The sequence below is a fragment of the Corynebacterium glutamicum ATCC 13032 genome (assembly GCF_000011325.1).
GTDB lineage: Bacteria > Actinomycetota > Actinomycetes > Mycobacteriales > Mycobacteriaceae > Corynebacterium > Corynebacterium glutamicum.
The window spans coordinates 2527216-2549748 of record NC_003450.3 but is presented as its reverse complement, the minus strand read 5'-3'; the positions used below and the strand labels follow the sequence as shown (position 1 = coordinate 2549748).

The 22533-nt window shown below is 56.6% G+C and carries 22 protein-coding genes; 12 read left to right on the top strand and 10 right to left on the bottom strand.

Annotated elements, in window-relative coordinates; genetic code table 11:
- Positions 1-49: 49 nt before the first annotated feature.
- Genes CGL_RS11930 through benA form a run of 4 tightly spaced genes read right to left on the bottom strand, consistent with a single transcriptional unit; the run spans position 50 to position 4454 of the window.
- The gene (locus tag CGL_RS11930; protein WP_011015096.1) at positions 50-880 is read right to left on the bottom strand and encodes a 1,6-dihydroxycyclohexa-2,4-diene-1-carboxylate dehydrogenase; all 831 of its coding nucleotides are present in this window, start codon (positions 878-880) and stop codon (positions 50-52) included.
- Positions 877-2415, bottom strand: a complete 1539-nt coding sequence (gene benC, locus CGL_RS11925; RefSeq protein ID WP_003859226.1) for a benzoate 1,2-dioxygenase electron transfer component BenC — start codon at positions 2413-2415, stop codon at positions 877-879. Before benC ends, CGL_RS11930 begins: the two co-directional genes overlap by 4 nt.
- Before the next feature lie 11 nt (positions 2416-2426).
- On the bottom strand, positions 2427-2921 hold the full coding sequence (benB, locus tag CGL_RS11920; protein WP_011015095.1) for a benzoate 1,2-dioxygenase small subunit: 495 nt from the start codon (positions 2919-2921) through the stop codon (positions 2427-2429).
- Between the two features lie 39 nt (positions 2922-2960).
- On the bottom strand, positions 2961-4454 hold the full coding sequence (benA, locus tag CGL_RS11915) for a benzoate 1,2-dioxygenase large subunit (protein ID WP_011015094.1): 1494 nt from the start codon (positions 4452-4454) through the stop codon (positions 2961-2963).
- Positions 4455-4871: 417 nt separating this feature from the next.
- Here benA and catA point away from each other — a divergent pair, with 417 nt between their 5' ends.
- The 8 genes from catA (at position 4872) to pcaC (ending at position 11503) form a co-directional block, all read left to right on the top strand.
- Positions 4872-5729 (top strand): catechol 1,2-dioxygenase, encoded by an 858-nt coding sequence (gene catA / locus CGL_RS11910; RefSeq protein ID WP_011015093.1) that lies wholly within the window; start codon positions 4872-4874, stop codon positions 5727-5729.
- Positions 5730-5811: 82 nt separating this feature from the next.
- Positions 5812-6933: a muconate/chloromuconate family cycloisomerase gene (locus CGL_RS11905; protein ID WP_011015092.1), complete on the top strand. Its 1122-nt coding sequence runs from the start codon at positions 5812-5814 to the stop codon at positions 6931-6933.
- Positions 6934-6945: 12 nt separating this feature from the next.
- Positions 6946-7239: a muconolactone Delta-isomerase gene (gene catC, locus CGL_RS11900; protein WP_003859234.1), complete on the top strand. Its 294-nt coding sequence runs from the start codon at positions 6946-6948 to the stop codon at positions 7237-7239.
- Positions 7240-7397: 158 nt separating this feature from the next.
- Positions 7398-8564, top strand: coding sequence for an HNH endonuclease signature motif containing protein (locus CGL_RS11895; protein WP_011015091.1), 1167 nt, complete (start codon positions 7398-7400; stop codon positions 8562-8564).
- A 159-nt stretch (positions 8565-8723) separates the two neighbouring features.
- Positions 8724-9416 (top strand): protocatechuate 3,4-dioxygenase subunit beta, encoded by a 693-nt coding sequence (gene pcaH / locus CGL_RS11890; protein WP_003859237.1) that lies wholly within the window; start codon positions 8724-8726, stop codon positions 9414-9416.
- Positions 9417-9427: 11 nt separating this feature from the next.
- Complete coding sequence (gene pcaG, locus CGL_RS11885; protein ID WP_004567634.1) at positions 9428-10042, top strand: protocatechuate 3,4-dioxygenase subunit alpha; 615 nt, start codon at positions 9428-9430, stop codon at positions 10040-10042.
- On the top strand, positions 10017-11135 hold the full coding sequence (pcaB, locus tag CGL_RS11880; RefSeq protein WP_011015090.1) for a 3-carboxy-cis,cis-muconate cycloisomerase: 1119 nt from the start codon (positions 10017-10019) through the stop codon (positions 11133-11135). Before pcaG ends, pcaB begins: the two co-directional genes overlap by 26 nt.
- Positions 11135-11503, top strand: a complete 369-nt coding sequence (pcaC, locus tag CGL_RS11875; RefSeq protein ID WP_003859243.1) for a 4-carboxymuconolactone decarboxylase — start codon at positions 11135-11137, stop codon at positions 11501-11503. Before pcaB ends, pcaC begins: the two co-directional genes overlap by 1 nt.
- Here the strand turns inward: pcaC and CGL_RS11870 are convergent.
- From CGL_RS11870 to CGL_RS11855, 4 genes are read right to left on the bottom strand one after another with little or no spacing between them, the layout of a single operon-like run.
- Positions 11489-13552: a LuxR family transcriptional regulator gene (locus CGL_RS11870; protein WP_011015089.1), complete on the bottom strand. Its 2064-nt coding sequence runs from the start codon at positions 13550-13552 to the stop codon at positions 11489-11491. The two genes, pcaC and CGL_RS11870, sit on opposite strands and share 15 nt — an antisense overlap.
- Before the next feature lie 10 nt (positions 13553-13562).
- Positions 13563-14318, bottom strand: coding sequence for a 3-oxoadipate enol-lactonase (gene pcaD, locus CGL_RS11865; RefSeq protein WP_011015088.1), 756 nt, complete (start codon positions 14316-14318; stop codon positions 13563-13565).
- Between the two features lie 2 nt (positions 14319-14320).
- A complete protein-coding gene (locus CGL_RS11860) occupies positions 14321-15547 on the bottom strand; it encodes an acetyl-CoA C-acetyltransferase (protein WP_003859251.1) in 1227 nt (408 codons plus the stop codon).
- A gap of 15 nt (positions 15548-15562) precedes the next feature.
- Positions 15563-16330, bottom strand: coding sequence for an IclR family transcriptional regulator domain-containing protein (locus CGL_RS11855; RefSeq protein ID WP_011015087.1), 768 nt, complete (start codon positions 16328-16330; stop codon positions 15563-15565).
- Positions 16331-16403: 73 nt separating this feature from the next.
- On the opposite strand from CGL_RS11855, the gene CGL_RS11850 reads away from it, so the two are divergent.
- Both CGL_RS11850 and CGL_RS11845 read left to right on the top strand, forming a co-directional pair.
- The gene (locus CGL_RS11850) at positions 16404-17147 is read left to right on the top strand and encodes a CoA transferase subunit A (RefSeq protein WP_003859254.1); all 744 of its coding nucleotides are present in this window, start codon (positions 16404-16406) and stop codon (positions 17145-17147) included.
- The gene (locus CGL_RS11845) at positions 17147-17782 is read left to right on the top strand and encodes a CoA transferase subunit B (protein WP_003859257.1); all 636 of its coding nucleotides are present in this window, start codon (positions 17147-17149) and stop codon (positions 17780-17782) included. Before CGL_RS11850 ends, CGL_RS11845 begins: the two co-directional genes overlap by 1 nt.
- On the opposite strand, the gene CGL_RS11840 is transcribed toward CGL_RS11845, so the two are convergent.
- Entirely contained in the window at positions 17769-18857 is a 1089-nt protein-coding gene (locus CGL_RS11840; protein ID WP_011015086.1) for an SGNH/GDSL hydrolase family protein, read from the bottom strand. The genes CGL_RS11845 and CGL_RS11840 overlap by 14 nt on opposite strands.
- A 129-nt stretch (positions 18858-18986) precedes the next feature.
- Here CGL_RS11840 and clpX point away from each other — a divergent pair, with 129 nt between their 5' ends.
- Both clpX and CGL_RS11830 read left to right on the top strand, forming a co-directional pair.
- The gene (gene clpX, locus CGL_RS11835) at positions 18987-20267 is read left to right on the top strand and encodes an ATP-dependent Clp protease ATP-binding subunit ClpX (protein ID WP_011015085.1); all 1281 of its coding nucleotides are present in this window, start codon (positions 18987-18989) and stop codon (positions 20265-20267) included.
- On the top strand, positions 20268-21200 hold the full coding sequence (locus CGL_RS11830; protein ID WP_011015084.1) for an AEC family transporter: 933 nt from the start codon (positions 20268-20270) through the stop codon (positions 21198-21200).
- Here the strand turns inward: CGL_RS11830 and CGL_RS11825 are convergent.
- The gene (locus tag CGL_RS11825) at positions 21186-22526 is read right to left on the bottom strand and encodes an MFS transporter (protein ID WP_011015083.1); all 1341 of its coding nucleotides are present in this window, start codon (positions 22524-22526) and stop codon (positions 21186-21188) included. The genes CGL_RS11830 and CGL_RS11825 overlap by 15 nt on opposite strands.
- Between the last annotated feature and the right edge of the window lie 7 nt (positions 22527-22533).

Genomic DNA, 22533 nt, shown 5'->3' with positions numbered 1-22533 from the left:
GGACTTGTACCTGCAAAAACAGGTACAAATCCCTAAGATTGACCAAGGGTTATCCCTGGTCGCCTCCACCGACTGGCATGACTGATCCAGTGATGTAGGAAGCTTCCTCAGAAGCGAGGAAACAGATCGGCGCGACCTGCTCCTCTAGGGTGCCGTAGCGCTTCATCAAACTGGAATCAATGGTTTGATCAACGATTTGCTGATACCACTTTTCTTCCAATTCGCCCTCTGGCCCAGGGCCTCGTTTGACGGCACGTTCCGGAGCGAGCGTGCCACCGGGAGCCGTTGCCACCACGCGCACATTATGCGGTGCAGCTTCGCGGGCCATGGCAGAAACAATGCCGTTGACGCCACCCTTTGCTGCAGCATAAGGAACACGGTTGATACCACCGGTCGCGATGGAGGACACATTAACGATCGTTCCACCACCATTTCCGATCAGAATTGGCAACGCGGCCCGGCACATCCACAAGGTGGGGAAGAGGCTTCGGTTGATTTCCTTGCGGATCTCTTCCTCAGAGTATTCCTGATAAGGCTTCGCCCAGATGGTGCCACCAACGTTGTTGATCACCACATCAAGGTTCTTCAACTTCTGCCCGGCAAATTCCAAAGCATCAGTTGCGCCTTCAAAGGTTTCCAGATCGGCGATGAAAGAATCCACCGTTCCGGCGCCTGCTTTACGCAGCTCTTCGGCAACTTCATGCACCAGCGGGGAACGGTCCACCAACACTAGGTTGCCATCCTCATATGCGATGCGGTGTGCCACTGCCATGCCGATGCCTTGAGCCGCTCCGGTAACCACAACACCCTGGCCAAAGAAGCGTTCCGGGGTGACGTGAGTGGGGCGACCTTCGATGCCTTGTCCTACTGGCGCGCTCATTTCTCGAGGGCCTTAACCATAGTGTCAATGCCGTGCTCCGCGTGTTCACGAATGATTGTTCTCGCGGTCTCGAGATCATTCTGGGAGACGGCGTCGACAAGCGCCAAGTGCTCGGTGGCAATTGCCGGATCAATCCACTCGGCGCCTGGAAGGGTTGCGTTCATTTCTTGAACAACCTGGAGGTTCTGGTACGCCGCAAGCAGCGCCTCGTTGTTTGCGCGGCGGAAGAGGAACTCGTGGAAATCGGCGTTGGCCTCGGTGAACTTCACCGCGTCGATAAACTTATCGCCGTCGATGAAGGAGTTCGCGATGTCGGCCAAGTTGCGGAATCGCTCGATGTCGCGCTCGCCGAGTTTGTTGATCGCAAGCTCCAGCGCGCCGAGCTCCAGAGCCATGCGGGCCTGCAGCTGGGTTGCAGAAGAGTGCACCTCGCCGGAAGACATGCCTGGAGTGGACACCTCGACCAGGTTGAAATCCTCTGCAACTTCGCTGGTCTCCACGGTGATCTCTGGCTTACCAGCAGCAGGGGCAGCGGCGGAAGTGAACTTCTCGTAATAAAAGTCCAGCGGAGGATGCTCCAGGGTGCCCAGGAATTGGCGCACGGCCTCGACCATTGGAGGAGGGCCGCAGAGGTACACATCAGTGTCCTCATCTGGCTCATATTCGCCGGTCAGGTGTGCTGGGACGTAGCCCTTGCGTGGATGCTCGGTGTCCTTGTCGGAAAGCACGGTGATGTAATCGAAGTCGAACTTGTCCTTGAAGGCATCAAGTCGATCCAATTCCACCAGATCGTGGGTGAAGTTCGCGCCGTAAACCAGGCGGATTGGGACGTCGAGAAGCTCATCGCGGGAAAGCTTTTCCAAAATAGCCAAGATCGGTGCAAGTCCAGTTCCGCCGGCGAGCAGCAGGATCGGGCGGACAGGTTCACGCAGGAAGAAGGAACCCATCGGGCCGGTCAAGGTGAGCTTGTCGCCGACCTTCGCGTGATCGGTGAGATAGGTGGTCATGAGTCCACCTGGGGTTACCTTGATCAGGAACTGCACGTTGCCGGAATCTTGAGCGCAGGAGAAAGAGTAGGAACGAGTCTGGTCGCTGCCTGGAACCTGGATGTTCATGTATTGACCAGGGAGGAACGCCAAATCTTGGCGGTTTTCCAGTTCGATCTCAATGCCGATGGTGGAATCAGAGAAGTGATTGATCTCCTTCAACTCGCCATCGAAAGTGGATGCGCCGGTCTTTGCCAGCACGGAGGTGGTGGCGATCTGCAAGATGAGGTCGGTCTTTGGGGTCATCTGGCAAGGCAGGCAGTAGCCGTCGGCTGCTTCATCTTCGGACAGGGCGTCGTCGATGTAGTCGCCTTCGTCAAAGTCGCCGGATTCGCAGAACGCTTTGCAGGTTCCGCAGGCGCCGTCGCGGCAGTCGAAAGGAATGTTGATGCGTGCCTGGTAGGCGGCATCTGCAACAGTTTGGTCATCTTCGCAGTCGATGAATCGGGTGATGCCGTCTTCAAAGGCAAGTGCAACTTGGTGAGTCATGTGAGTGCCTCCTAGACGTGGTAAATATCGACGATGTGGTGGATGTAGTCGTTCTTCAAAACGACCTTCTTCTTGACGATCTTCGGGGTTTCACCACTGACATCAAGGGTGATAAACGTGGTGCCGAAGTAGGTGTCGGTGGTGTTGTAACGGTAGTAGAAGGTGATCCAGTTGAAGCGGATATCTACTTCGCCGTCGCGGCGCTCCAGGATTTCCACGTTGGTGGTGCTGTGGCCGGTGCGTGGTTCAGGTAGGGAAGTTGCAGAGGAGCGTTCGGTGCGGATGCGGAAGACGCGGTCCTCAAGTCCACCACGGTTTGGGTAGTAGATGAGGGAAATTTCAGACTGTGGATCTTCAGTCAGTTCACCGTTGTCGTCCCAGGCTGGCATCCAAAACTCGGCGTCCTCGCGGTAGCATTCGAGCCATTCTTCAAATTTACGGTCATCGAGCAGGCGAGCCTCGTAGTAGAGGAAAGCTTCGATCTCAGAGCGGGTGATTTCAGACATTTAGGTGTTCTCCTTAAAAGATTTTTTGCTTTTCGACGACTAACCGCGGGTGCGACGACGGCGGCGAGGCTCTCCAGCGTCGGACTTCGCGGCTGCCTTTGCTTCCTCACGGATTTTGGCTGCAGCTACGGTGGCAAGGGAAGAAGCGGTATCGTCAGCCAATTCCTTTTCCTTGATGCTCTGCTTATTCACAGCCTCCTGCATGAGTTCATGCCAGAAGCCGTGCTGGATTGGGTAGAGGCCTTCATCTTCGGTGCGTGCTCCGGAGGAAAGAACTTCGTTCATGCCTAGGCCCTTGGCAACCTCGTTTGGTCCCTGTACCTGGTGGCCCAAACCGCGGGTCATGTCATTCCATGGGAAGGCAGATGCCTGGTAGGTCTTCTGGCAGGAGCGGAATTCCTCCAGGTCATCTGGGGTTGCCATGCCCGTTGCGTTGAAGAAGTCTTCGTACTGGCGGATGCGGTTTGCACGTGCTTCCGCGGACTCGCCCTTAGGTGCGATGCAGTAGATGGTGACTTCGGTCTGATCAACTGAGATTGGGCGGATGTGGCGGATCTGTGAGGAGAACTGATCCATCAGGTAAACATTGGGGTAGAGGCACAGATTGCGGGAAGCACCAACCATGAACTCGCCCTTTTCTTCGCCGAATTCCTTCTTGAACTCGTCGCGGCGCTCGAACAGTGGGCGGTCTTCTGGGTTGCCCCACCACATCCACAGCAGCATGTGGCCGTAAGGGTAGGAGAAGTATCCGCCACCCTGCTTGCCCCAGGTACCAGCGTCCATTGCCTTGGTTTCGTTCGCGGATTCACCAGTGCCACGGCGGGAGGTGGTTGCAGCGTAGTTCCAGTGGGTGGAGGAAACGTGGTAGCCGTCTGCACCGTTTTCGGTCTGGAGCTTCCAGTTGCCGTCGTAGGTGTAGGTGGAGGATCCGCGCAGTACTTCGAGGCCTTCTGGGGATTGGTCAACCAGCATGTCAATGACGGTACGGGTGTCGCCGAGGTGCTCTTCCAAAGAAACGACATCATCGTTGAGGGAGCCGAAGAGGAAGCCACGGTAGGACTCGAACTTAGGAACGCGACGCAGATCGTGGGAGCCGTCGGTGCGGAAATTCTCTGGGTAGGCGCCTTCTTTTTCGTCCTTGACCTTGAGCAGTGCGCCGTCGTTGCTGAATGTCCAGCCGTGGAATGGGCAGGTCAAGGTGGTGCGGTTGTCAGTCTTGCGACGGCAGAGCATGGCGCCACGGTGAGAACACGCGTTGATCAGGCAGTTGAGTGTGCCGTCCTTGGAACGGGTGATCATGATCGGCTGGCGGCCAATGTAGGTGGTGAAGTAGTCGCCAGCGTTAGGGATCTGGGACTCGTGAGCCAGGTAGATCCAGTTGCCTTCGAAGATGTGGCGCATCTCCAGCTCGAAGATCTCAGGGTCAGTGAAGATGTTGCGGTTGACGCGGACGATTCCCTCTTCAGGGCGGTCCTCAAGCGCATGGTCCAGAGTTTTCTGAACGCTTGCCAAATTTGAAACTGGTGTGGACATGTGAACCTCCAAGAGAGTGAAAAGAAGTTGGTATTGCCACCGCGATGTCGTTTTCGTTTTTGCTTTGAAGCGGTGTGTGACATTTGCGAGCAATTCCGCAGTGTCGATGGCGTATGACCAACAGTGCCCGATCAATGAAGTGAATCACATTAGGGGAATTCCTAGGGTTTGCTCGGGGGTAGGTGTTCGCATGATGTAAATTGACAGGCTGTTTGTGTACTTGAAGTGGGATTATGTGGAAAAATTTATACTTCTAAAGGTTCCCTTATTGTTTTTAAGGTTTTTGGGATGTTGACGGATTCGATGATTCAGGCCACAGTGTTGTTATCGAGTTCAGCCGATCACAAAGATTTTTCCGCTAGGCAGTGATCCGACTCGCACCCCCTACTTCACCCCCAAAGTCTCTAGGAGTATGACATGACTTCAGCTGAACAGATCGTTGATCCAACAGCCCACGATTCGGGCAACAAGGCAACTGACAAGTTCAAGGCAAACCGCGTTTCCTCCGATACCTCCAAGGAACGCGCAAACGCGATCTACGTAGATCTGCTCGCGGCGATCGCCCAGGTTGCTCACAAGCACGAAGTCACCTACGAAGAGTACGCAGTGCTCAAGCAGTGGATGATCGACGTTGGAGAATACGGCGAGTGGCCACTGTGGTTGGACGTTTTCGTTGAGCATGAGATCGAAGAGATCAACTACAACCGCCACGACTACACCGGAACCAAGGGTTCCATCGAAGGCCCTTATTACGTAGAGAACTCTCCGAAGCTCCCTTGGGATGCTGAAATGCCAATGCGTGACAAGGACCGCGCATGCACCCCACTGATCTTCGAGGGGCAGGTTACTGACCTCGACGGCAACGGTCTTGATGGAGCAGAAGTTGAGCTCTGGCACGCAGATGAGGACGGATACTACTCCCAGTTCGCGCCTGGAATCCCAGAGTGGAACCTGCGTGGCACCATCGTTACCGATGAGGAAGGCCGCTACAAGATCAAGACCCTGCAGCCTGCGCCTTACCAGATCCCTCATGATGGCCCAACCGGTTGGTTCATTGAGTCTTACGGTGGGCACCCATGGCGCCCAGCCCACCTCCACTTGCGCGTTTCCCACCCGGGCTACCGCACCATCACCACCCAGCTTTACTTCGAGGGTGGCGAGTGGGTCGAAAACGACGTTGCAACCGCTGTGAAGCCAGAACTGGTCCTGCACCCTGAGACTGGCGAGGATGGTAACCACGTTCACTACCCATTCGTCCTGGATAAGGAAGACTAGTTTTTCTACCTAGCTAGCATTGAAGTCCCGACCACATCTTGTGGCGGGACTTTTCCCACTTAACCAGAAAGCCATAGAAAAATTGTCTGATTTAACCATCCAAAAAGTCGAATCCCGTATCCTCGACGTTCCCCTCATTCGCCCACACGGCTTCGCAACTACCACCTCCACTGAGCAGCACATTCTGCTGGTCAGCGTGCACTTAGAAAACGGTGTCATCGGCTACGGTGAGGGCGTTGTGCCCGGCGGTCCATGGTGGGGCGGCGAGTCGGTTGAGACCATGAAGGCGCTTGTCGACGGCTACCTCGCCCCAGTGCTCATCGGCCGTGCTGTCTCCGAGCTTGCAGGAATTATGGCAGACCTTGAGCGTGTTGTTGCACGTGCGCGTTATGCCAAGGCGGCTGTTGACGTCGCAATGCATGATGCCTGGGCACGCAGCCTCAATGTGCCCGTCCGCGACCTGCTTGGTGGCACCGTGCGCGACAAGGTGGATGTCACCTGGGCGCTGGGCGTTTTGCCGCTTGATGTTGCGGTGGCGGAAATTGAAGAGCGCATCGAGGAGTTTGGTAACCGTTCCTTCAAGTTGAAGATGGGTGCTGGCGATCCTGCGGAAGATACTCGCCGTGTAGCAGAATTGGCGCGCGAAGTTGGCGACCGCGTTTCTCTGCGCATTGATATTAACGCACGTTGGGATCGCCGCACCGCTCTGCATTACTTGCCGATTCTCGCGGAGGCTGGCGTCGAGCTGTTCGAGCAGCCCACCCCGGCCGACGACCTGGAAACCCTGCGCGAAATCACCCGCCGCACCAACGTTTCGGTCATGGCAGATGAATCCGTGTGGACCCCAGCTGAAGCTCTCGCGGTGGTGAAAGCCCAGGCTGCGGATGTTATCGCACTGAAAACCACTAAGCACGGTGGTCTGCTGGAATCCAAGAAGATCGCCGCTATCGCCGAAGCCGGCGGGCTGGCCTGCCATGGTGCAACCAGTCTGGAAGGTCCAATCGGCACCGCAGCATCCCTGCAGTTTGCGGCATCCACCAAGGCGATCTCCTACGGTACAGAACTGTTCGGACCGCAGTTGCTCAAAGATACCTATATTGTCCAAGAATTTGAGTACAAGGACGGCCAGGTTGCTATTCCACAAGGCCCAGGTTTGGGCGTCGATGTGGACATGGACAAAGTCAACTTCTACACCCGTAAATAAGGAGAATTATCGATGCTGTTTCTAGCACGCATGGACGTCGTCTTCCCTGATTCCATGGACGCCGATGTGATGGCAGATTTCCAGGCTAAGGAAAAGGCCTACTCCGGAGACCTGCAATCCCGTGGAATCATGAAAGCAATCTGGCGAGTCGTCGGCGAGTATGCAAACTACTCCATTTTCGATGTCGATGACCACGACGAGCTGCATGCAATTCTTAGTGGCTTTCCGATGTTCAAATACATGAATGTCAAGATCACTCCACTGGCAAAACACCCCAATGCTCTGGAGTATTACCTCAAGGGATAGTTGAGGTTCTAACCGCTCTACCTGCAGTTTCGGTAGAGCGGTATCTTTATTTTCAAGAATTAGAACAAATATTCGTTAGAACACTTGTTTGTTTTGATTTGTGTGGTTAGGGTGGGTGCTAATGAGTTAAAAAGGGGAAATTTAAACCATTAGGGGGCATGGAAATGTCATACTTCAGCCATCAGGACCCAAATAATCCAGAGAGTCACATCAACTTCACCATGGCGCAAATGGAGATCCAGCGCTGGACTTTGCTGATCTCAAACCCAGAGGCGGACGCTAGCACTCTTGTCATGGAGTTGAAAACCGTCACGGGGGAATCCAAGCATTTTATCAACCAGGCTATTAACGCCATGTGGGCTTTAATGAAGCTGCCCATTTTAAGAGTGGTGGTAGAAACTCACTTCCACGTTCGGATTCCGTACCTGGCCCGCATTATGCAGGCAGTCAAGCAGGCTAAACCGGAGTTGTGGGATGAGTTGGACCATCGCATTGCCGAAAAGCTGACACCGCGCATTGCTGGCCAGGCACTGATGGAAGCCTCCGCACTTGCAGGGCTGATTACTCGCTGGATCAAGGAACTGGATCCAACCTTCACAGGAAAGAAGCGTGGGCCAAAGGGGAGTGATGGCACCTTGACTTTCCGCCACGTGGACGGGCGTACGTACATCAGTGGAAATATTGACGGTGTCACCGGCAAGCTGTTCCAAAAAGCTCTGGAAAAAGTGAAACAGAAGGGCGAGGACCTCGCGCGGGCCCTGGTCACCTTCCTGGCGGGGCGGACCAAAGTGAAAATCGTCAGCGCGGTATACACGCCCCTGGTGGGTGGCGTGTCCTGGATTCCGGGGGTGGGATTCCTGAGTCAAGAGGAGTCCCGGAAGCTGGGTAAGACTGCCTCGAAGGTCATTGACCTGGATACGATCGCCACTCGTGTGGAAAATGGCTACACCCCAAGTCCCGAGCTACGCCTTTATGTGATGGGGCGGGACGGCACCTGTAGGCATCCGGGCTGCACGGTGTCTGCCGACAACTGCCAGATCGATCACGTGATCCCGTTCGGTGAGGGTGGGTTGACTGTGGCCTGGAACTTGCAGTGCCTCTGCGCGCATCATCACAATATGAAGACTGATGGGCGCATCCAGGCGGCGATTGATTCCATGGGTCGGGTCGCCTGGATTGGGCCGTGCAATCGCACAGTGGTAACCGAACCTGTCGGACCGTTGGCGCAAGAGATGCCCACGGGGCAGTGGGGGCAGACTCTGGAAGCACGGATGGAGAAGACTTTTGAAAAGCTCCGCAGTTCACTCGAGGTATTGGATGACTAAACCCTTATGCACACCCCTAGTTAACCCCTGACCTTCGGGGTTTGCGCTGGTGGCGAATGTTCGCGCGCGATCTGACATGTTCGCCCCGCGAACTACTTGTCAACGGCCTCAATCATCCCTACTTTGAGATCTATATCACTAGACGCAGAAAGGTCTCGCATGGACATCCCACACTTCGCCCCGACGGGAGGCGAATACTCCCCACTGCACTTCCCGGAGTACCGGACCACCATCAAGCGCAACCCAAGCAACGATCTCATCATGGTTCCTAGTCGCCTCGGCGAGTCCACGGGACCTGTCTTCGGCGACCGCGACTTGGGAGACATCGACAACGACATGACCAAGGTGAACGGTGGCGAGGCTATCGGCCAGCGCATCTTCGTTCACGGCCGTGTCCTCGGTTTCGATGGCAAGCCAGTTCCGCACACCTTGGTCGAGGCGTGGCAGGCAAACGCCGCAGGCCGTTACCGCCACAAGAATGACTCCTGGCCAGCGCCACTGGATCCACACTTCAACGGTGTTGCACGTACTCTCACCGACAAGGACGGCCAGTACCACTTCTGGACCGTTATGCCAGGTAATTACCCTTGGGGTAACCACCACAACGCATGGCGCCCGGCGCACATTCACTTCTCGCTCTATGGTCGTCAGTTTACGGAGCGTCTGGTCACCCAGATGTACTTCCCGAACGATCCATTGTTCTTCCAGGATCCGATCTACAACGCGGTGCCAAAGGGTGCACGTGAGCGCATGATCGCAACGTTCGACTATGACGAGACCCGTGAAAACTTCGCGCTTGGTTACAAGTTCGACATCGTCCTTCGTGGCCGCAACGCCACCCCATTTGAGTAAAGGGTTTTGCAATGATTGATACAGGGAAGAACGGCGAGTTCCGCTACGAGCAGTCGAATATCATCGATCAGAACGAAGCCGAGTTCGGCATCACTCCTTCACAGACCGTGGGCCCTTACGTCCACATCGGTTTGACCCTTGAAGGTGCGGAGCATCTCGTGGAGCCAGGTTCGGAAGGCGCGGTGTCCTTTACTGTTTCCGCAACTGATGGCAACGGCGACCCCATCGCGGATGCCATGTTTGAACTGTGGCAGGCCGATCCAGAGGGCATCCACAACTCTGATTTGGATCCAAACCGCACAGCACCAGCAACCGCAGATGGCTTCCGCGGGCTTGGTCGCGCGATGGCAAACGCGCAGGGTGAGGCAACGTTCACCACTTTGGTTCCGGGAGCATTCGCAGATGAGGCACCACACTTCAAGGTTGGTGTGTTCGCCCGTGGCATGCTGGAGCGTCTGTACACTCGCGCATACCTGCCAGACGCCGATTTGAGCACCGACCCAGTTTTGGCTGTGGTCCCAGCTGATCGACGTGACCTCCTGGTGGCTCAAAAGACCGATGATGGATTCCGCTTCGACATCACTGTCCAGGCTGAAGACAATGAAACCCCATTTTTTGGACTCTAAATTGACCCGATCTTTATACTCCGACCTTGCTGGTAGTGGAGAACACCTCAGCAGCCTTTCCGACGAGACTTTCCTAAAGAATCTTCTTGTCGTGGAGGCCGCTTTGGCGGTTGCAGCTGCCCCCGAGCACGCAGCAATGGCGAAGGCCACCATTGATTCTTATCAGTTGGATGTGGAGGAGCTTTCCCGTCGCGCAGCCGAGGGCGGTAATCCGCTCATTCCGCTGGTCACTGACCTCAAGGCCATCAATCCGGCAGGCATCCACATTGGCGCAACGAGCCAGGACATCATTGATTCTGCGTTAATGCTGTGCATGAAGGAAGGGGTGGGGGAGGTCGTCGACAAGCTTAAAAAGCTTGCGCGAGATTTGGCCGAGCTCACCGCGGAGCATAAAGCAACCCCGATCATGGGGCGCACGTTGGGGCAGATCGCGACGCCGACGACGTTCGGCGCGCTGACCGGCGGCTGGCTGGTTGCGGTGGACAATGCGGCACGCGCCCTGGAGGCGCTGGAGTTTCCGGTGTCGTATGGCGGTGCCAGCGGAAATATGACGGCGGTGCACCCGCGTGGCTTCGAGATTCAGGCGAAGCTGGCCGAGGAGTTGGGCCTTTTTGATCCGCAGTGGGTGTGGCATTCCGATCGCACGCCGATCACTGCGATCGCGTCGGCGCTGGCAACGGCCGCTGGTGTGGTACGCAAAATTGCTGGTGACGTGGTGTTTTACTCACAAACCGAGGTCGGCGAGTTGCGGGAGAAATCCCCCGGCGGCAGCTCCGCGATGCCCCACAAAGCCAATCCGGCCGCTGCGATTGCGTGCGACGGTTACGCGCGCCGGGCACCTGGCCTTCTTGCAACGCTTTTCGACGCCCTCGACTGCCGTTTGCAGCGCGGCACCGGCAGCTGGCACGCGGAGTGGGCAACGCTGCGCGAGTTGGCTGCTGTCACTCACTCAGCAGTGAGCAGGGCTGCAACCAGCATCGATGGCATCACCGTCAACGTTGATGTGATGGCAAGTCGCGTCAATGGACCAACCGGGCACGCCGAAGATTTGGCGGAGCGGGCACTAGAAATTTATGGAAAAGGACGCAGTTAATGGATCGCTATGAAACCGGAATGAAAAACCGCCGCGAGGTACTGGGAGATGCCCATGTGGATCGCGCCGTGGCGAACACCACCGAGGTGACTGAGAAGTTTCAGGATTTCATCACTCGCACAGCGTGGGGCGATATTTGGGAACGTCCAGGCCTTGATCACACTCAGCGTCGCCTGCTCACCATCGCGATTTTGACCGCGGTGGGCAATGACGGCGAGTTGGACATGCACATTCGTGCTGCTCTGCGCGCTGGCGTGGATCAGGAAACCATCGGCGAGGTCATCCTGCACACTGCGGTGTATGCGGGTGTGCCGAACTCCAACCATGGTTTCAAGCTGCTGAACAACGCTGTGTCAGACCTTCAGTAATTCTCGAAGCTCTCCACGGGAGCTCACCCCGAGCTTTTTGTACACCCTCGTGAGGTGATATTCCACCGTTTTGGCGGAGAGGGAAAGCTCACGGGCGACTTCTTGGTTGGAGCAGCCGTCGACAACCAGCGCAGTGATTTGTTCCTCTTGAGGGGTGAGTCCCTGCGCTGATCTGCGTGGCCCAACGCCTGCGACTCGTCGTTCGCCGTGGCAGCGGGCAGCCAGAGTGACCGCACCCATGGCGGTGAAGACTTCTTCGGCGTGGGTGAACATTTCGGCTGCTTGGCTGCGCCTGCCCATGCGTCGTAGAACCAGCCCGTATTCGAAGAGGATGCGGGCTTCATATGCTGGCATGTTGACGGAGGAAATGAGGTCGACGGCTTCGGAGAGCATTTTTACGCCTCGTGCTGTGGAGCCTCGTTGGATTTCGATGTTTGCTTGGGGCACCAAATTTCGGGCACGCAGCGAGGGGATGGTGGAGTCAGGGATGCCATCCATGACGGCGGCTGCGGCGTCGATGCGTCCCGTTCGGATCAATGAGATCGCATACATGTCTTCCCAGGCCCAAAATCCGGGCTGCTGGGTATTGGTGGTGTATACGACCGACGCCATGCGGTCGCCGGCCAAGGTTGCTGCGCGGGTGTCTGAGGTCATGGATGCGGTGATCAATTTGCCCATGGATGCGCTGAGTTTTTGGATGAGGAACGCATCGTCGGGCACGGTCAGGCGCTGTAAATAGTGGTTGGCCAATTCGGTGCGCCCAGTCATGGCTGCGACTTGGGCGCCGGTCCACAGGTGCACGGGTTCGAGTAGGGAGGCTCCGGTGCGGTCGCCGGTGGCTAGGCCGCGTTCGACAACGGCGGAGGCTTCTTGGAATTCTCCCAGCACGTAGTGCGCTCGCGCCAAAAACGCCGACTGCCACAGTCCCACCAAATCGGAGGGGCCCCTCCTGGAGAGCAGACGGCGGGCGGTGAGGGGATCATCGTAAACCAACGCCAGCCAGCCACTGATGAAATCGTGGATCTGGCTTTCTTCAGGGGCATCCGGACGCGGGACTTCCCTGTAATGCCCAGTGTCTAGCGCATCGGCGAACATATCGAAGGTCGGATCGCCCCGCAACGCCTCCGGATTCCAGGTGGCCAGCGCATAAAACGGCGACGCCGAGGCCGCCTCAAACGACTGCCCGCCGTACAGCGCCAAAAATGCGCGCTGCTCATCGGCACGGGGTAGTTCCTCTACATGCAGTCGGGCCAGGGGCAGGTTTCCTGCGGCAATTAGCTTATCGACGCCTCCCTCCGTCGATTCCCACTCCCGCGGGCTTCTTGCCATCGATGGGGGAGTAGAAGCCCGAACCAAGGTGCGTTCCTCAGGGCTGCGGAATCTTAAAGTCCCGTTTTCGTGAATGAGGGTGCCATCCTCCACAAAGGCATCGGCATCTAAATCTCCGATCGGGCAGCCATCGAAGAAGGGATGGGAGGCGACTTCCCGAAGCACAGGGTTCTTAATGTCGATGTCTGTCACCCAGTGCTCTGGCAGCGTGAGAGTAGGCCGATCGTTGGACCAGTGATCGATGGGGGTCGCGTCGAGAAGCTCTCTGATCAGTTGTGGCAACCCACCCGCAGCGTCGTTGAGGCGGTGGGCGGTGGTGGGTGTGCAGTGGCCGACGATTTGGCGCGCGAGCAGCGCGGTTTCCGGGACTGTGAGCGGCGGCAAGGCTAGCAGGTCGGTGGCGCCGGGGATACGGTGCGGTGCGGTGGCGAGTACGGTGAGCCCTTTGGTGTGCACCAAATTGAGTGTTTTTTGGATGTCGTCCTTGTCGGCCAAATGGACATCATCCACAACCACGATGCTTGCGCGGGGACGTTTCTTGAGGAACGGGTTGACCTCAAATTCTCCCAACTCGGCGGCGAACTCCCTGGTGAAATGCTCTTTGTTCACGCCGTGCGGGCCGGTGACAACAAGAAACCTGCCCCGCCGATCAGTGGTGAACTCAGCGAGTAAACGCCTAAGCAACAACTGACGACGGGGCAGGAGACTGGTTGTGAACATGCCTACAACATTAAGCGAAATGCTGTGCTAGCAGTTCATTTACCTCGTTTGGACGTTCCACGGTTGGTACGTGCGCGGCTGGGCTTAGGACCTCTGCGCGGGACTCGCCGCCAACGCCATCGGCAATGATCTGCACGGTTGCTGGAGGAGTGGAGGGGTCATCGGCACCTGCGATGGTGAGCACTGGCACGGTGATTTCTCCCAGGCGATCGGTGAAATCCCAGGTTGCCAACGCCTCGCAGCACAGCGCGTAACCCTCAGATGGGGTGCCGGCAACCATGGCTTCGAAGTGCTCGCGGGACGCTGGGTTGTTCTCCAACCAAGTGGGGGAGAACCAGCGCTGGATCACAGCTTCGGACAGAGAACCAGTGCCGTTTTCGCGGCACGCTGCGGCGCGATCTAGCCAGCCCTGGGGCTCGCCGAATTTTGCAGCGGTACACATGAATGCTGCCTTGGTGACACGATCAGAGGTGGCCGCCAAGTATTGTGCAACCGCTCCGCCGAGAGATAGTCCGATGACGCCGAAGTTTCCGACACCCAGGTCATCGAGGGTATCCAGCACATCCTGCGCCAGATCCGCCACAGTGGGGGTGCCTTCGATGAGTTCAGACAGACCATGTCCGCGGTGATCAACAGCGATGACGCGGAAATCCTTATGCAAGGCATCCAGCTGTGGCAGCCACATGTCGGTGGTGGAACCCAACGAGCCAATGAACACCAAGGTGTTGTCGGAAGTTCCGTAGGAAACGCTGTGCAAAATAGCCATTTTTAGTTCTCCTTTTCAAAGACAGCTGCAAGACCCTGGCCGCCACCGATGCACATGGTGGCCAGTCCGTACTGAGTGTTTTCACGCTGCATGCGGTGAGCCAAGGTTACTGCCATGCGAGCACCGGTGGCACCGACTGGGTGTCCCATGGAAATACCGGAACCCAGTGGGTTGACGCGCTCATCTTCCCAAGAAATGTTCCATTCCTTCAGCACAGACAGTGCCTGAGCTGCGAAAGCTTCGTTGAGTTCGATCGCGCCGATGTCCTCCAGGGTAAGGCCCAAACGATCCAGGACCTTCTTGGTGGCAGGAACAGGTCCAATACCCATGGTCTCTGGGGGAACAGCAGCCACAGACCAGCCAGCCAAACGCATGACTGGGCGCAGGCCCTTCTCCTCGGCCTTGGCGCGAGTGGTCACGATGACGGCAGCAGCGCCATCATTTTGGCCGGACGCGTTGCCAGCGGTGACGGTTGCTTCCGCATCCTGGCGGCCCATGATGGGGCGCAAAGCAGCAAGCTTTTCGACGGTTGTTCCTGGTCGACCATGCTCGTCTCGAGAAACGATGGTTGGCTCCTGGCCGCGCTTCTTGGCAGGGACGGTGACTGGCACGATCTCGTCGTCGAAAAGCCCCGCATCAGCAGCCTTGCCCCAACGCTGCTGGGACGCTGCGGAGATCTTGTCCTGCTCCTCGCGGGAGATGCCGTATTCGCGACGCAGGTTCTCAGCGGTCTCGATCATGCCACCAGGGATCGGGTGGTTGCGTCCGCCAGCGGTTTCGCGTGCTTCTGCAAGGCGGTCACGAAGCTGCATGTCGCCGCCCTTGACACCCCAACGGATATCGCCGGACACGGTGTACTCAACGCGGCTCATGGATTCTGCGCCACCTGCGATGATCAGATCAGCAGCGCCGGATGCAACGTGTGCAGCAGCGGTGACGATTGCCTGCAGGCCGGAACCACAGCGGCGATCAAGCTGCATGCCTGGAACGTTTTGGCCAAGCTTGGAATCTAGAGCAACAACACGGCCCAGTGCTGGAGCCGCACCGTTGGGGGATGCCTGGCCGAGGATCAGATCGTCCACATCGTCGCCGGTGATGCCGGTTGCCTCAACGATCGCGTTGATCACGGTGGTGGCCAATTCTTCAACAGGGACGCCGGTGAAGGATCCGCCGTAAGCACCAACTGGGGTGCGCAATGGGGAACAGATGACAATATCTTGAGGGTTCATTTTTTGATCCTTAATTTAGAGTGCAGAGAGATCTGTCGAAATTGCTTGAGCCGTTTCTAAAAGCTGCGGCAGCACCAGCTTGCGGATATCTTCCACCGAATGTGATGCCGATTGGGTCGACACATTGATGGAAGCAACCACTTCGCCCTGGGCATTGGTGATCGGCGCCGCGAGCGAACGCAGGCCCGGCTCGAGCTCCTGATCCACCAATGACCACCCCCTTTCGCGGGTAGCAATGATCTCTTCCCGGATTGAGGCGATGGAGGTCAGTGACCGGGTGGTCAACTGTTCAGGGGGTGCCGCCGCCAGCATTTCATCTAATTCTTCTTCGGGAAGGTTGGCCAGCATGATGCGTCCCATGGAGGTGGCGTACGCAGGGAAACGGGTGCCGATGGTGATGTTCACCGTCATGATGCGGCGCACCGGAACGCGGCAAACGTAGATGATGTCAGTGCCGTCGAGTACGGACATGGAGCTTGATTCGCCGACCTGGCGGGAGAGTACCTCCAGGCGGGGCTGCGCGATCGCAGGCAGGGACAATGCGGAAAGGTAGCTTGCTCCAAGCTCCAAAACACGTGGTGTGAGCTGGAACCGGGAATCGTTGTTTACCGCATATCCAAGGTCGGTCAAGGTGTGGAGAAAGCGCCTAGCGGTGGCCCTTGAGAGTCCAGTTTGGCTGGCGACTTCGGACAGTGTTTGCGATGGATTATCTGCGCTGAAACTTCGGATCACAGATAAGCCGCGGGCAAATGATTGTACGAAATCTGGCGATTGTTCGACCATCCCATCAACTCCTCTTTTTGTTCGCATTGCGAACCCTTGTGCATATGATGAACATTACGTTAGCATGTCTCACATGATTAACAAGAGCATTTCTTCCACTGCTGAAGCGGTGGCCGATATCCCAGACGGTGCGTCCATCGCCGTCGGTGGTTTCGGCCTCGTGGGCATCCCCACTGCATTGATCCTCGCCCTCCGCGAACAAGGCGCAGGCGATCTGACCATCATTTCCAACAACCTAGGCACCGACGGTTTCGGCCTCGGACTGTTGCTTTTGGATAAGAAGATCTCCAAGTCCATCGGCTCCTACCTTGGCTCCAACAAGGAATATGCACGCCAGTACCTGGAAGGAGAACTCACCGTCGAGTTCACCCCGCAGGGCACCTTGGCTGAACGCCTCCGCGCAGGTGGCGCCGGCATCCCTGCGTTTTACACCACCGCAGGCGTGGGCACCCAGGTCGCAGAAGGCGGACTCCCACAGCGCTACAACACCGACGGCACCGTCGCCGTGGTGTCCCAGCCAAAGGAAACCCGCGAATTCAACGGCCAGCTCTACGTCATGGAAGAGGGCATCCGCGCCGATTACGCACTCGTGCACGCACACAAAGCAGATCGCTTTGGCAACCTGGTGTTCCGCAAGACCGCGCAGAACTTCAACCCAGATGCAGCAATGAGCGGCAAGATCACCATTGCTCAGGTCGAGCACTTTGTAGACGAACTCCACCCAGATGAGATCGATCTGCCAGGAATTTACGTCAACCGCGTCGTCCACGTTGGACCGCAGGAAACCGGAATCGAAAACAGGACGGTGTCTAACTAATGACTTGGGATCATAACCAAATGGCAGCCCGCGTTGCCCAGGAACTTGAAGACGGCCAGTACGTCAACCTCGGCATCGGCATGCCTACACTTATCCCCGGCTACCTGCCTGAGGGACTAGAGGTTATCCTTCACTCCGAAAACGGTGTGCTGGGCGTTGGACCTTACCCAACTGAAGAGGAACTTGATCCTGAGCTGATCAACGCCGGCAAGGAAACCATCACGGTTGCACCTGGCGCATCCTACTTCTCCTCTTCTGATTCTTTCGCCATGATCCGCTCCAAGTCTGTCGACGTTGCAGTCTTGGGCGTTATGGAAGTCTCCCAGTACGGCGACCTGGCCAACTGGATGATTCCCGGCAAGCTGGTCAAGGGTATGGGTGGCGCAATGGATCTGGTGCACGGCGCATCCAAGATCATCGCCATGACCGATCACATCACCAAGAAGGGCGCTCCGAAGATCCTTAAGGAGTGTCGCCTCCCACTGACTGGCGCGAAGTGCGTGGACATGATTGTCACCACCCACGCTGTGTTCTCTGTGGACCCTGAAGAAGGCCTCACGCTCATCGAGTGCGCCGACGGTGTCACCGTTGAGGAACTCCGCGAAATCACCGAAGCCGATTTCAAAGTTGCTTAAGCAAACGCTGCGCAATTAAGGCGTGCGACGCCTCGTCTGGGTGCAAATTATCCAGCAACGGCGCATCGCTGGCCTGATAAAGGCTCGCACCATCGACGTAGGTCAGGTGCGGGTCTTTTTGCTTTTCGACGAACCCCTCCAACACCTCACGCACCATCTCCAGCGTCAGTCGACCATGCTCATCAGGTTCACCAGTGGCGATGAACCTAATCTGACCACTGCCAAACGATGAGGTATCAAACGCGCCGGGTCCTGGAGTTTTCTCATGAATGGGGCAGTAGAACGGCGACACAATCTTGATCGGCGTGGTGGGGTGGCCATCGCGGATGGTATTGATGAACCCATCCACAGCAGCCTCTAGTCCGCGGCGACGCATCACATCACCATTGACAATATTGATGCCAATTTCCAAGGTGATCAGATCAGCTGGAGTATCCCTGATTAGCCTCGCCATAAAAGGATCCAACATGGCGCTGCCACCAAAACCGAAGTTACGCAGGTTGTAGTTTTTGGACTGGGCAACAATGGCTGGCCAAATTTTGGTTGGGGCAGTGGCAACCGAACCGTGGCTAATGGAGCTGCCGTAATTGATCCACACGGGACGGGTGTCTTCGACAGTGTTTAAAGCTGCGTTGGCTTTAAGGGAGATCACTTCAATTTCTTCATTGTGAGGCAGCCAGAACTCCACCACCTTTTCCTGCTCTGAAAGTCCATCCACTGTGAGCACCTGCGGATCTTTCAGGCGCCGTTCCGTGGCGCCGGTGATGAAATTGACTTCCGTGGTCTCGCCCCCGGAAGTTGGCGTGGAAGATGTGGGGGCGCCGTCGATAAGCACATCAATCTTGCCGCCCGGCCGGCCGGAATCGAGGTACACCACCCGCGTGGAATACGTGGTCAGCGTGACGGAGGTGGCGGTGGTGCGACACACAACGCGCACGCCCGATGGTTGGCGTTCCATCGCGCTAAACTGGGGATCACAGTAGCGTTCTACTATTTCTTTGCTGAGTCGATGCGGGCGAAGGCCCCTGTTTGTGGTTTCAATTTCGGTTGCGCCGTGAATAAATTCGGGATTCATTAGCTTAAGCGTACCGCTCTGCAGAGTTCACAGGTAAAGCGCTAAGATGGAACAACCCATTGCCAATATTGTTGGTTAGAGTTGTACGCAGTAAATCTTTTCAATCGTGGAAGCGGGTCTCACAGTCTAATGGCACGTATGCAGGAAAGCGCCGATCTGCTCAAATGTTCCTTCTGCGGAAAGAGCCAAAAGCAGGTAAAAAAACTCATCGCGGGTGGCGCCGTATATATCTGTGATGAGTGCATTGAGCTGTGCAACGAGATTATTGAAGAAGAACTCGGTCAAGCTCAACACGACGAGCAGGAGCGCAACGAGCTCCCCAAGCCGTCGGAGATTTCAGCCTTCCTTGATACTTATGTCATCGGGCAGGACCCAGCAAAACGTATCCTGTCGGTTGCGGTGTACAACCATTACAAGCGTCTCCGCGCATCGGAAACCATCGGTCGTCGCAGGAATGACGAGCCTGAAACCGAACTGGTTAAGTCCAATATTTTGATGCTCGGCCCCACTGGCTCCGGCAAGACTTTCCTTGCCCAGACTTTGGCAAAGCTGCTGGATGTTCCTTTTGCTATCGCGGATGCCACCTCACTGACCGAGGCTGGTTATGTGGGCGAGGATGTGGAAAACATCTTGCTCAAGCTGCTTCAGGCTGCTGATTTTGATGTGGAACGTGCACAGCGCGGCATCATTTACATCGATGAAGTGGACAAGATTTCCCGCAAGTCTGAAAACCCATCGATCACTCGCGATGTTTCCGGTGAAGGCGTGCAGCAGGCACTGCTGAAAATTTTGGAAGGCACTGTCGCCGCAATCCCACCGCAGGGAGGACGCAAGCACCCCAACCAGGATTTCATCCAGCTGGATACCACCAACATTTTGTTCATCGTTGCTGGTGCGTTCTCTGGTCTGGAGAAGGTCATCGCGGACCGCAATGGCAAGAAAGGCTTGGGCTTCGGTGTGGAGGTCTCTTCCAAGAAGGAAGAAGCCAACATTGTGGATATCTTCAAGGATGTCCTCCCTGAGGACCTGGTGAAGTTTGGTCTCATCCCAGAATTCATTGGGCGTCTGCCAGTCGTTGCCACCGTATCCAACCTGGATCAGAAATCTCTGGTCAAGGTTCTCACGGAGCCTCGTAACTCATTGGTGAAGCAGTATCGACGTCTGTTTGAAATGGATGACGCTGTGTTGACCTTTACTGATGATGCTTTGGAGGAGATCGCTAATCAGGCACTCGAGCGCAAAACTGGCGCCCGTGGCCTGCGCGCGATCATGGAAGAGATCCTGGTTCCGATCATGTATGACCTCCCAGACCGTAAAGACGTTGGCGAAGTCATCATCAACGGTGCCGTTGCCCGTGGCGAAGCCGAACCAGAGATGTTGGAAGCTGTCGCAGAAGAAAAGACCGCGTAGTTGGCAGGAGTTATCACCGGCTTTGCCATCATCCTGTCGGTTATCGGCGTTGGATTTCTTCTGGCAAAGCTGGGGGTCATCAATGATGACAAACAGCGCTTGGTGTTAAACCGCATTGCTTTTTATGCGGCAACTCCAGCGCTGCTTTTCAATGTCGTTGCCCGATCAGATCCCAGCGCGTTGATCTCACCGGTCATTGTGGTGACATTTGTGGCCACGATCGTCACAGCAGCTGTGTACTGCGTGATTTCGGCGATTTTCTTTAAGAAGGATATCGCCACTACGGCGACAGGAGCTGCGGCTTCTGCCTACGTGAACTCCAACAACATTGGCCTGCCGGTGTCTATTTATGTGCTGGGAACAGGCGCATATGTGGCACCGATTCTGGTCATGCAGATGGTGATTTTCGCGCCCATGATCCTGGCCGCGCTGACCTCTGGTGATGTGAAAGGCTCGCGCGGGCAAAAAATATGGGCTGCGGTGAAAGGTTCACTGCTCAGCCCAATTGTGTTGGCCTCTATCGCGGGCCTGATCGTGTGTCTGTTAGAAATTCAGCTGCCAGCCGCAGTCATGGAACCCACCATCATTTTGGGCGGCGCATCCATTCCGTTGATTCTGATGAGCTTCGGCGCATCATTGCCCTCAACCAACGTGCTGGCTTCCAAGGCGGATCGCCCCAGCGTTCTTACTGCTACTGCGATAAAAATTGTGGGTATGCCCGCCATCACTTGGCTGATCGCCAAGGCGTTTGGTCTGGAGGGCGATTACCTCTACGCCGCTGTTATTTTGGCGGCGCTGCCCGCCGCGCAGAATGTGTACAACTACGCGGCGACGTACCGCAAGGGCGAGATCGTCGCCCGCGATACGGTCTTCCTCACCACGTTCCTAGCGCTGCTGGGCATGCTAGGAATCGCGGCCCTATTTGGTCGCTAGGGCTTCAGGCTGCTTTTCGACGGCTACCGCCTGAGTGCGCATCCCAATCAATGCGGTTGCACCGGCAATAACAATCACTGCCACACCAACATACAGCTGCGTTGGGGACCAGCCAGAATCCAGCAGGCCACCCACCAGCAGTGGCGCGGAAATCGCACCGACACGACCCATACCAATCGCAGCGCCCACACCAGTGGTGCGTACTTCAGCGGAGTACAGCTGTGGGGACAGGGTGTACAGACCAGCCACACAACCATTGATCAGCATGCCCACGACAACGCCGCTGGCAAACGCGATGGATGGAACAGAGGTGGAGGAAATGAACAGGATCAGCGTCAGGCCGGACAGCACCATGAAGGTCATCAGTGTGTTTCGGGAGCTGAACTTGGTGGTGAGGAAACCGTAGAGCAGGGAGCCGAATGCTCCACCCATGGACAACATCAAACCACCGATGATGCCCTGCTGTTCTGACATTCCGGTTTCCACGAGCAGCTTCGGGGTCCAAGTGTTGGCGAAGTAGAAGCCGAACATCACGATGCCGAACGCAACCCACAGCTTGATGCTGGTTCCACGGTTCTCTTTGTTAACGAGCACTGCATACGATTGGAGACCGGCTTTTTTCGTCGACAAGCTTTGTTCGCCTGGAAGCTCAAAGGTACCGACTTTGCCCAGGCGGCGCGCAATGTAATTGATCTTGTCGCGAGCGCCCGCAGGGCGGCGAGTGCTCAGCCAATCAACGGATTCTGGCAGGAAGAAGAAAGTAGCGATGGTGGCGATACCAGTTGCGATCGCACCGGCTGCGAACACGGAGCGCCATCCAAATGTTGGGATGAGCTGCGCTGCGCCGAAACCGCCCAAGGACGCGCCGATGCCGTAACCAGCAGCGTAGATGGACATGGCCATGCCGCGGTTTTTGTTGTTGGAGAACTCACTGATCACCACTGTGATGCAGGCGAGGATTCCGCCGATGCCGATACCAGTGATCAAACGCCACACGCCCAACTGGCCTGCGGACTGCGCGGTGGCGGACAATACCAATCCCACCACGTTGAACAGCAGCGCGATCATCAGGGCATTCTTACGGCCGAAACGGTCACCGATCGGACCGAACAGCAAAGATCCAGCGGTCATGCCGAACAGCGCGGAACTCAGCAGCACACCAAGCTGGCTGCCACTCAGTCCAAATTCTTCGGTCACTGCATTCGCAGTAAAAGACATGGCGAGGACATCAAAGCCGTCCAGTGCGTTGAGCAGCACTGCGATAAATACAATGAACCACTGATATCTCGACATTGCTGTGTCGTTAATTGTTTGGCGGATATCCATGCCAGGC

Excerpts from the sequence above, each read along its gene's own strand:
- CGL_RS11930 (WP_011015096.1), bottom strand. The coding sequence starts at position 880 with ATGAGCGCGCCAGTAGGACAAGGCATCGAAGGTCGCCCCACTCACGTC.
- benC (WP_003859226.1), bottom strand. The coding sequence starts at position 2,415 with ATGACTCACCAAGTTGCACTTGCCTTTGAAGACGGCATCACCCGATTC.
- benB (WP_011015095.1), bottom strand. The coding sequence starts at position 2,921 with ATGTCTGAAATCACCCGCTCTGAGATCGAAGCTTTCCTCTACTACGAG.
- benA (WP_011015094.1), bottom strand. The coding sequence starts at position 4,454 with ATGTCCACACCAGTTTCAAATTTGGCAAGCGTTCAGAAAACTCTGGAC.
- catA (WP_011015093.1), top strand. The coding sequence starts at position 4,872 with ATGACTTCAGCTGAACAGATCGTTGATCCAACAGCCCACGATTCGGGC.
- catC (WP_003859234.1), top strand. The coding sequence starts at position 6,946 with ATGCTGTTTCTAGCACGCATGGACGTCGTCTTCCCTGATTCCATGGAC.
- CGL_RS11895 (WP_011015091.1), top strand. The coding sequence starts at position 7,398 with ATGGAAATGTCATACTTCAGCCATCAGGACCCAAATAATCCAGAGAGT.
- pcaH (WP_003859237.1), top strand. The coding sequence starts at position 8,724 with ATGGACATCCCACACTTCGCCCCGACGGGAGGCGAATACTCCCCACTG.
- pcaG (WP_004567634.1), top strand. The coding sequence starts at position 9,428 with ATGATTGATACAGGGAAGAACGGCGAGTTCCGCTACGAGCAGTCGAAT.
- pcaB (WP_011015090.1), top strand. The coding sequence starts at position 10,017 with ATGAAACCCCATTTTTTGGACTCTAAATTGACCCGATCTTTATACTCC.
- pcaC (WP_003859243.1), top strand. The coding sequence starts at position 11,135 with ATGGATCGCTATGAAACCGGAATGAAAAACCGCCGCGAGGTACTGGGA.
- CGL_RS11870 (WP_011015089.1), bottom strand. The coding sequence starts at position 13,552 with ATGTTCACAACCAGTCTCCTGCCCCGTCGTCAGTTGTTGCTTAGGCGT.
- pcaD (WP_011015088.1), bottom strand. The coding sequence starts at position 14,318 with ATGGCTATTTTGCACAGCGTTTCCTACGGAACTTCCGACAACACCTTG.
- CGL_RS11860 (WP_003859251.1), bottom strand. The coding sequence starts at position 15,547 with ATGAACCCTCAAGATATTGTCATCTGTTCCCCATTGCGCACCCCAGTT.
- CGL_RS11855 (WP_011015087.1), bottom strand. The coding sequence starts at position 16,330 with ATGGTCGAACAATCGCCAGATTTCGTACAATCATTTGCCCGCGGCTTA.
- CGL_RS11850 (WP_003859254.1), top strand. The coding sequence starts at position 16,404 with ATGATTAACAAGAGCATTTCTTCCACTGCTGAAGCGGTGGCCGATATC.
- CGL_RS11845 (WP_003859257.1), top strand. The coding sequence starts at position 17,147 with ATGACTTGGGATCATAACCAAATGGCAGCCCGCGTTGCCCAGGAACTT.
- CGL_RS11840 (WP_011015086.1), bottom strand. The coding sequence starts at position 18,857 with ATGAATCCCGAATTTATTCACGGCGCAACCGAAATTGAAACCACAAAC.
- clpX (WP_011015085.1), top strand. The coding sequence starts at position 18,987 with ATGGCACGTATGCAGGAAAGCGCCGATCTGCTCAAATGTTCCTTCTGC.
- CGL_RS11825 (WP_011015083.1), bottom strand. The coding sequence starts at position 22,526 with ATGGATATCCGCCAAACAATTAACGACACAGCAATGTCGAGATATCAG.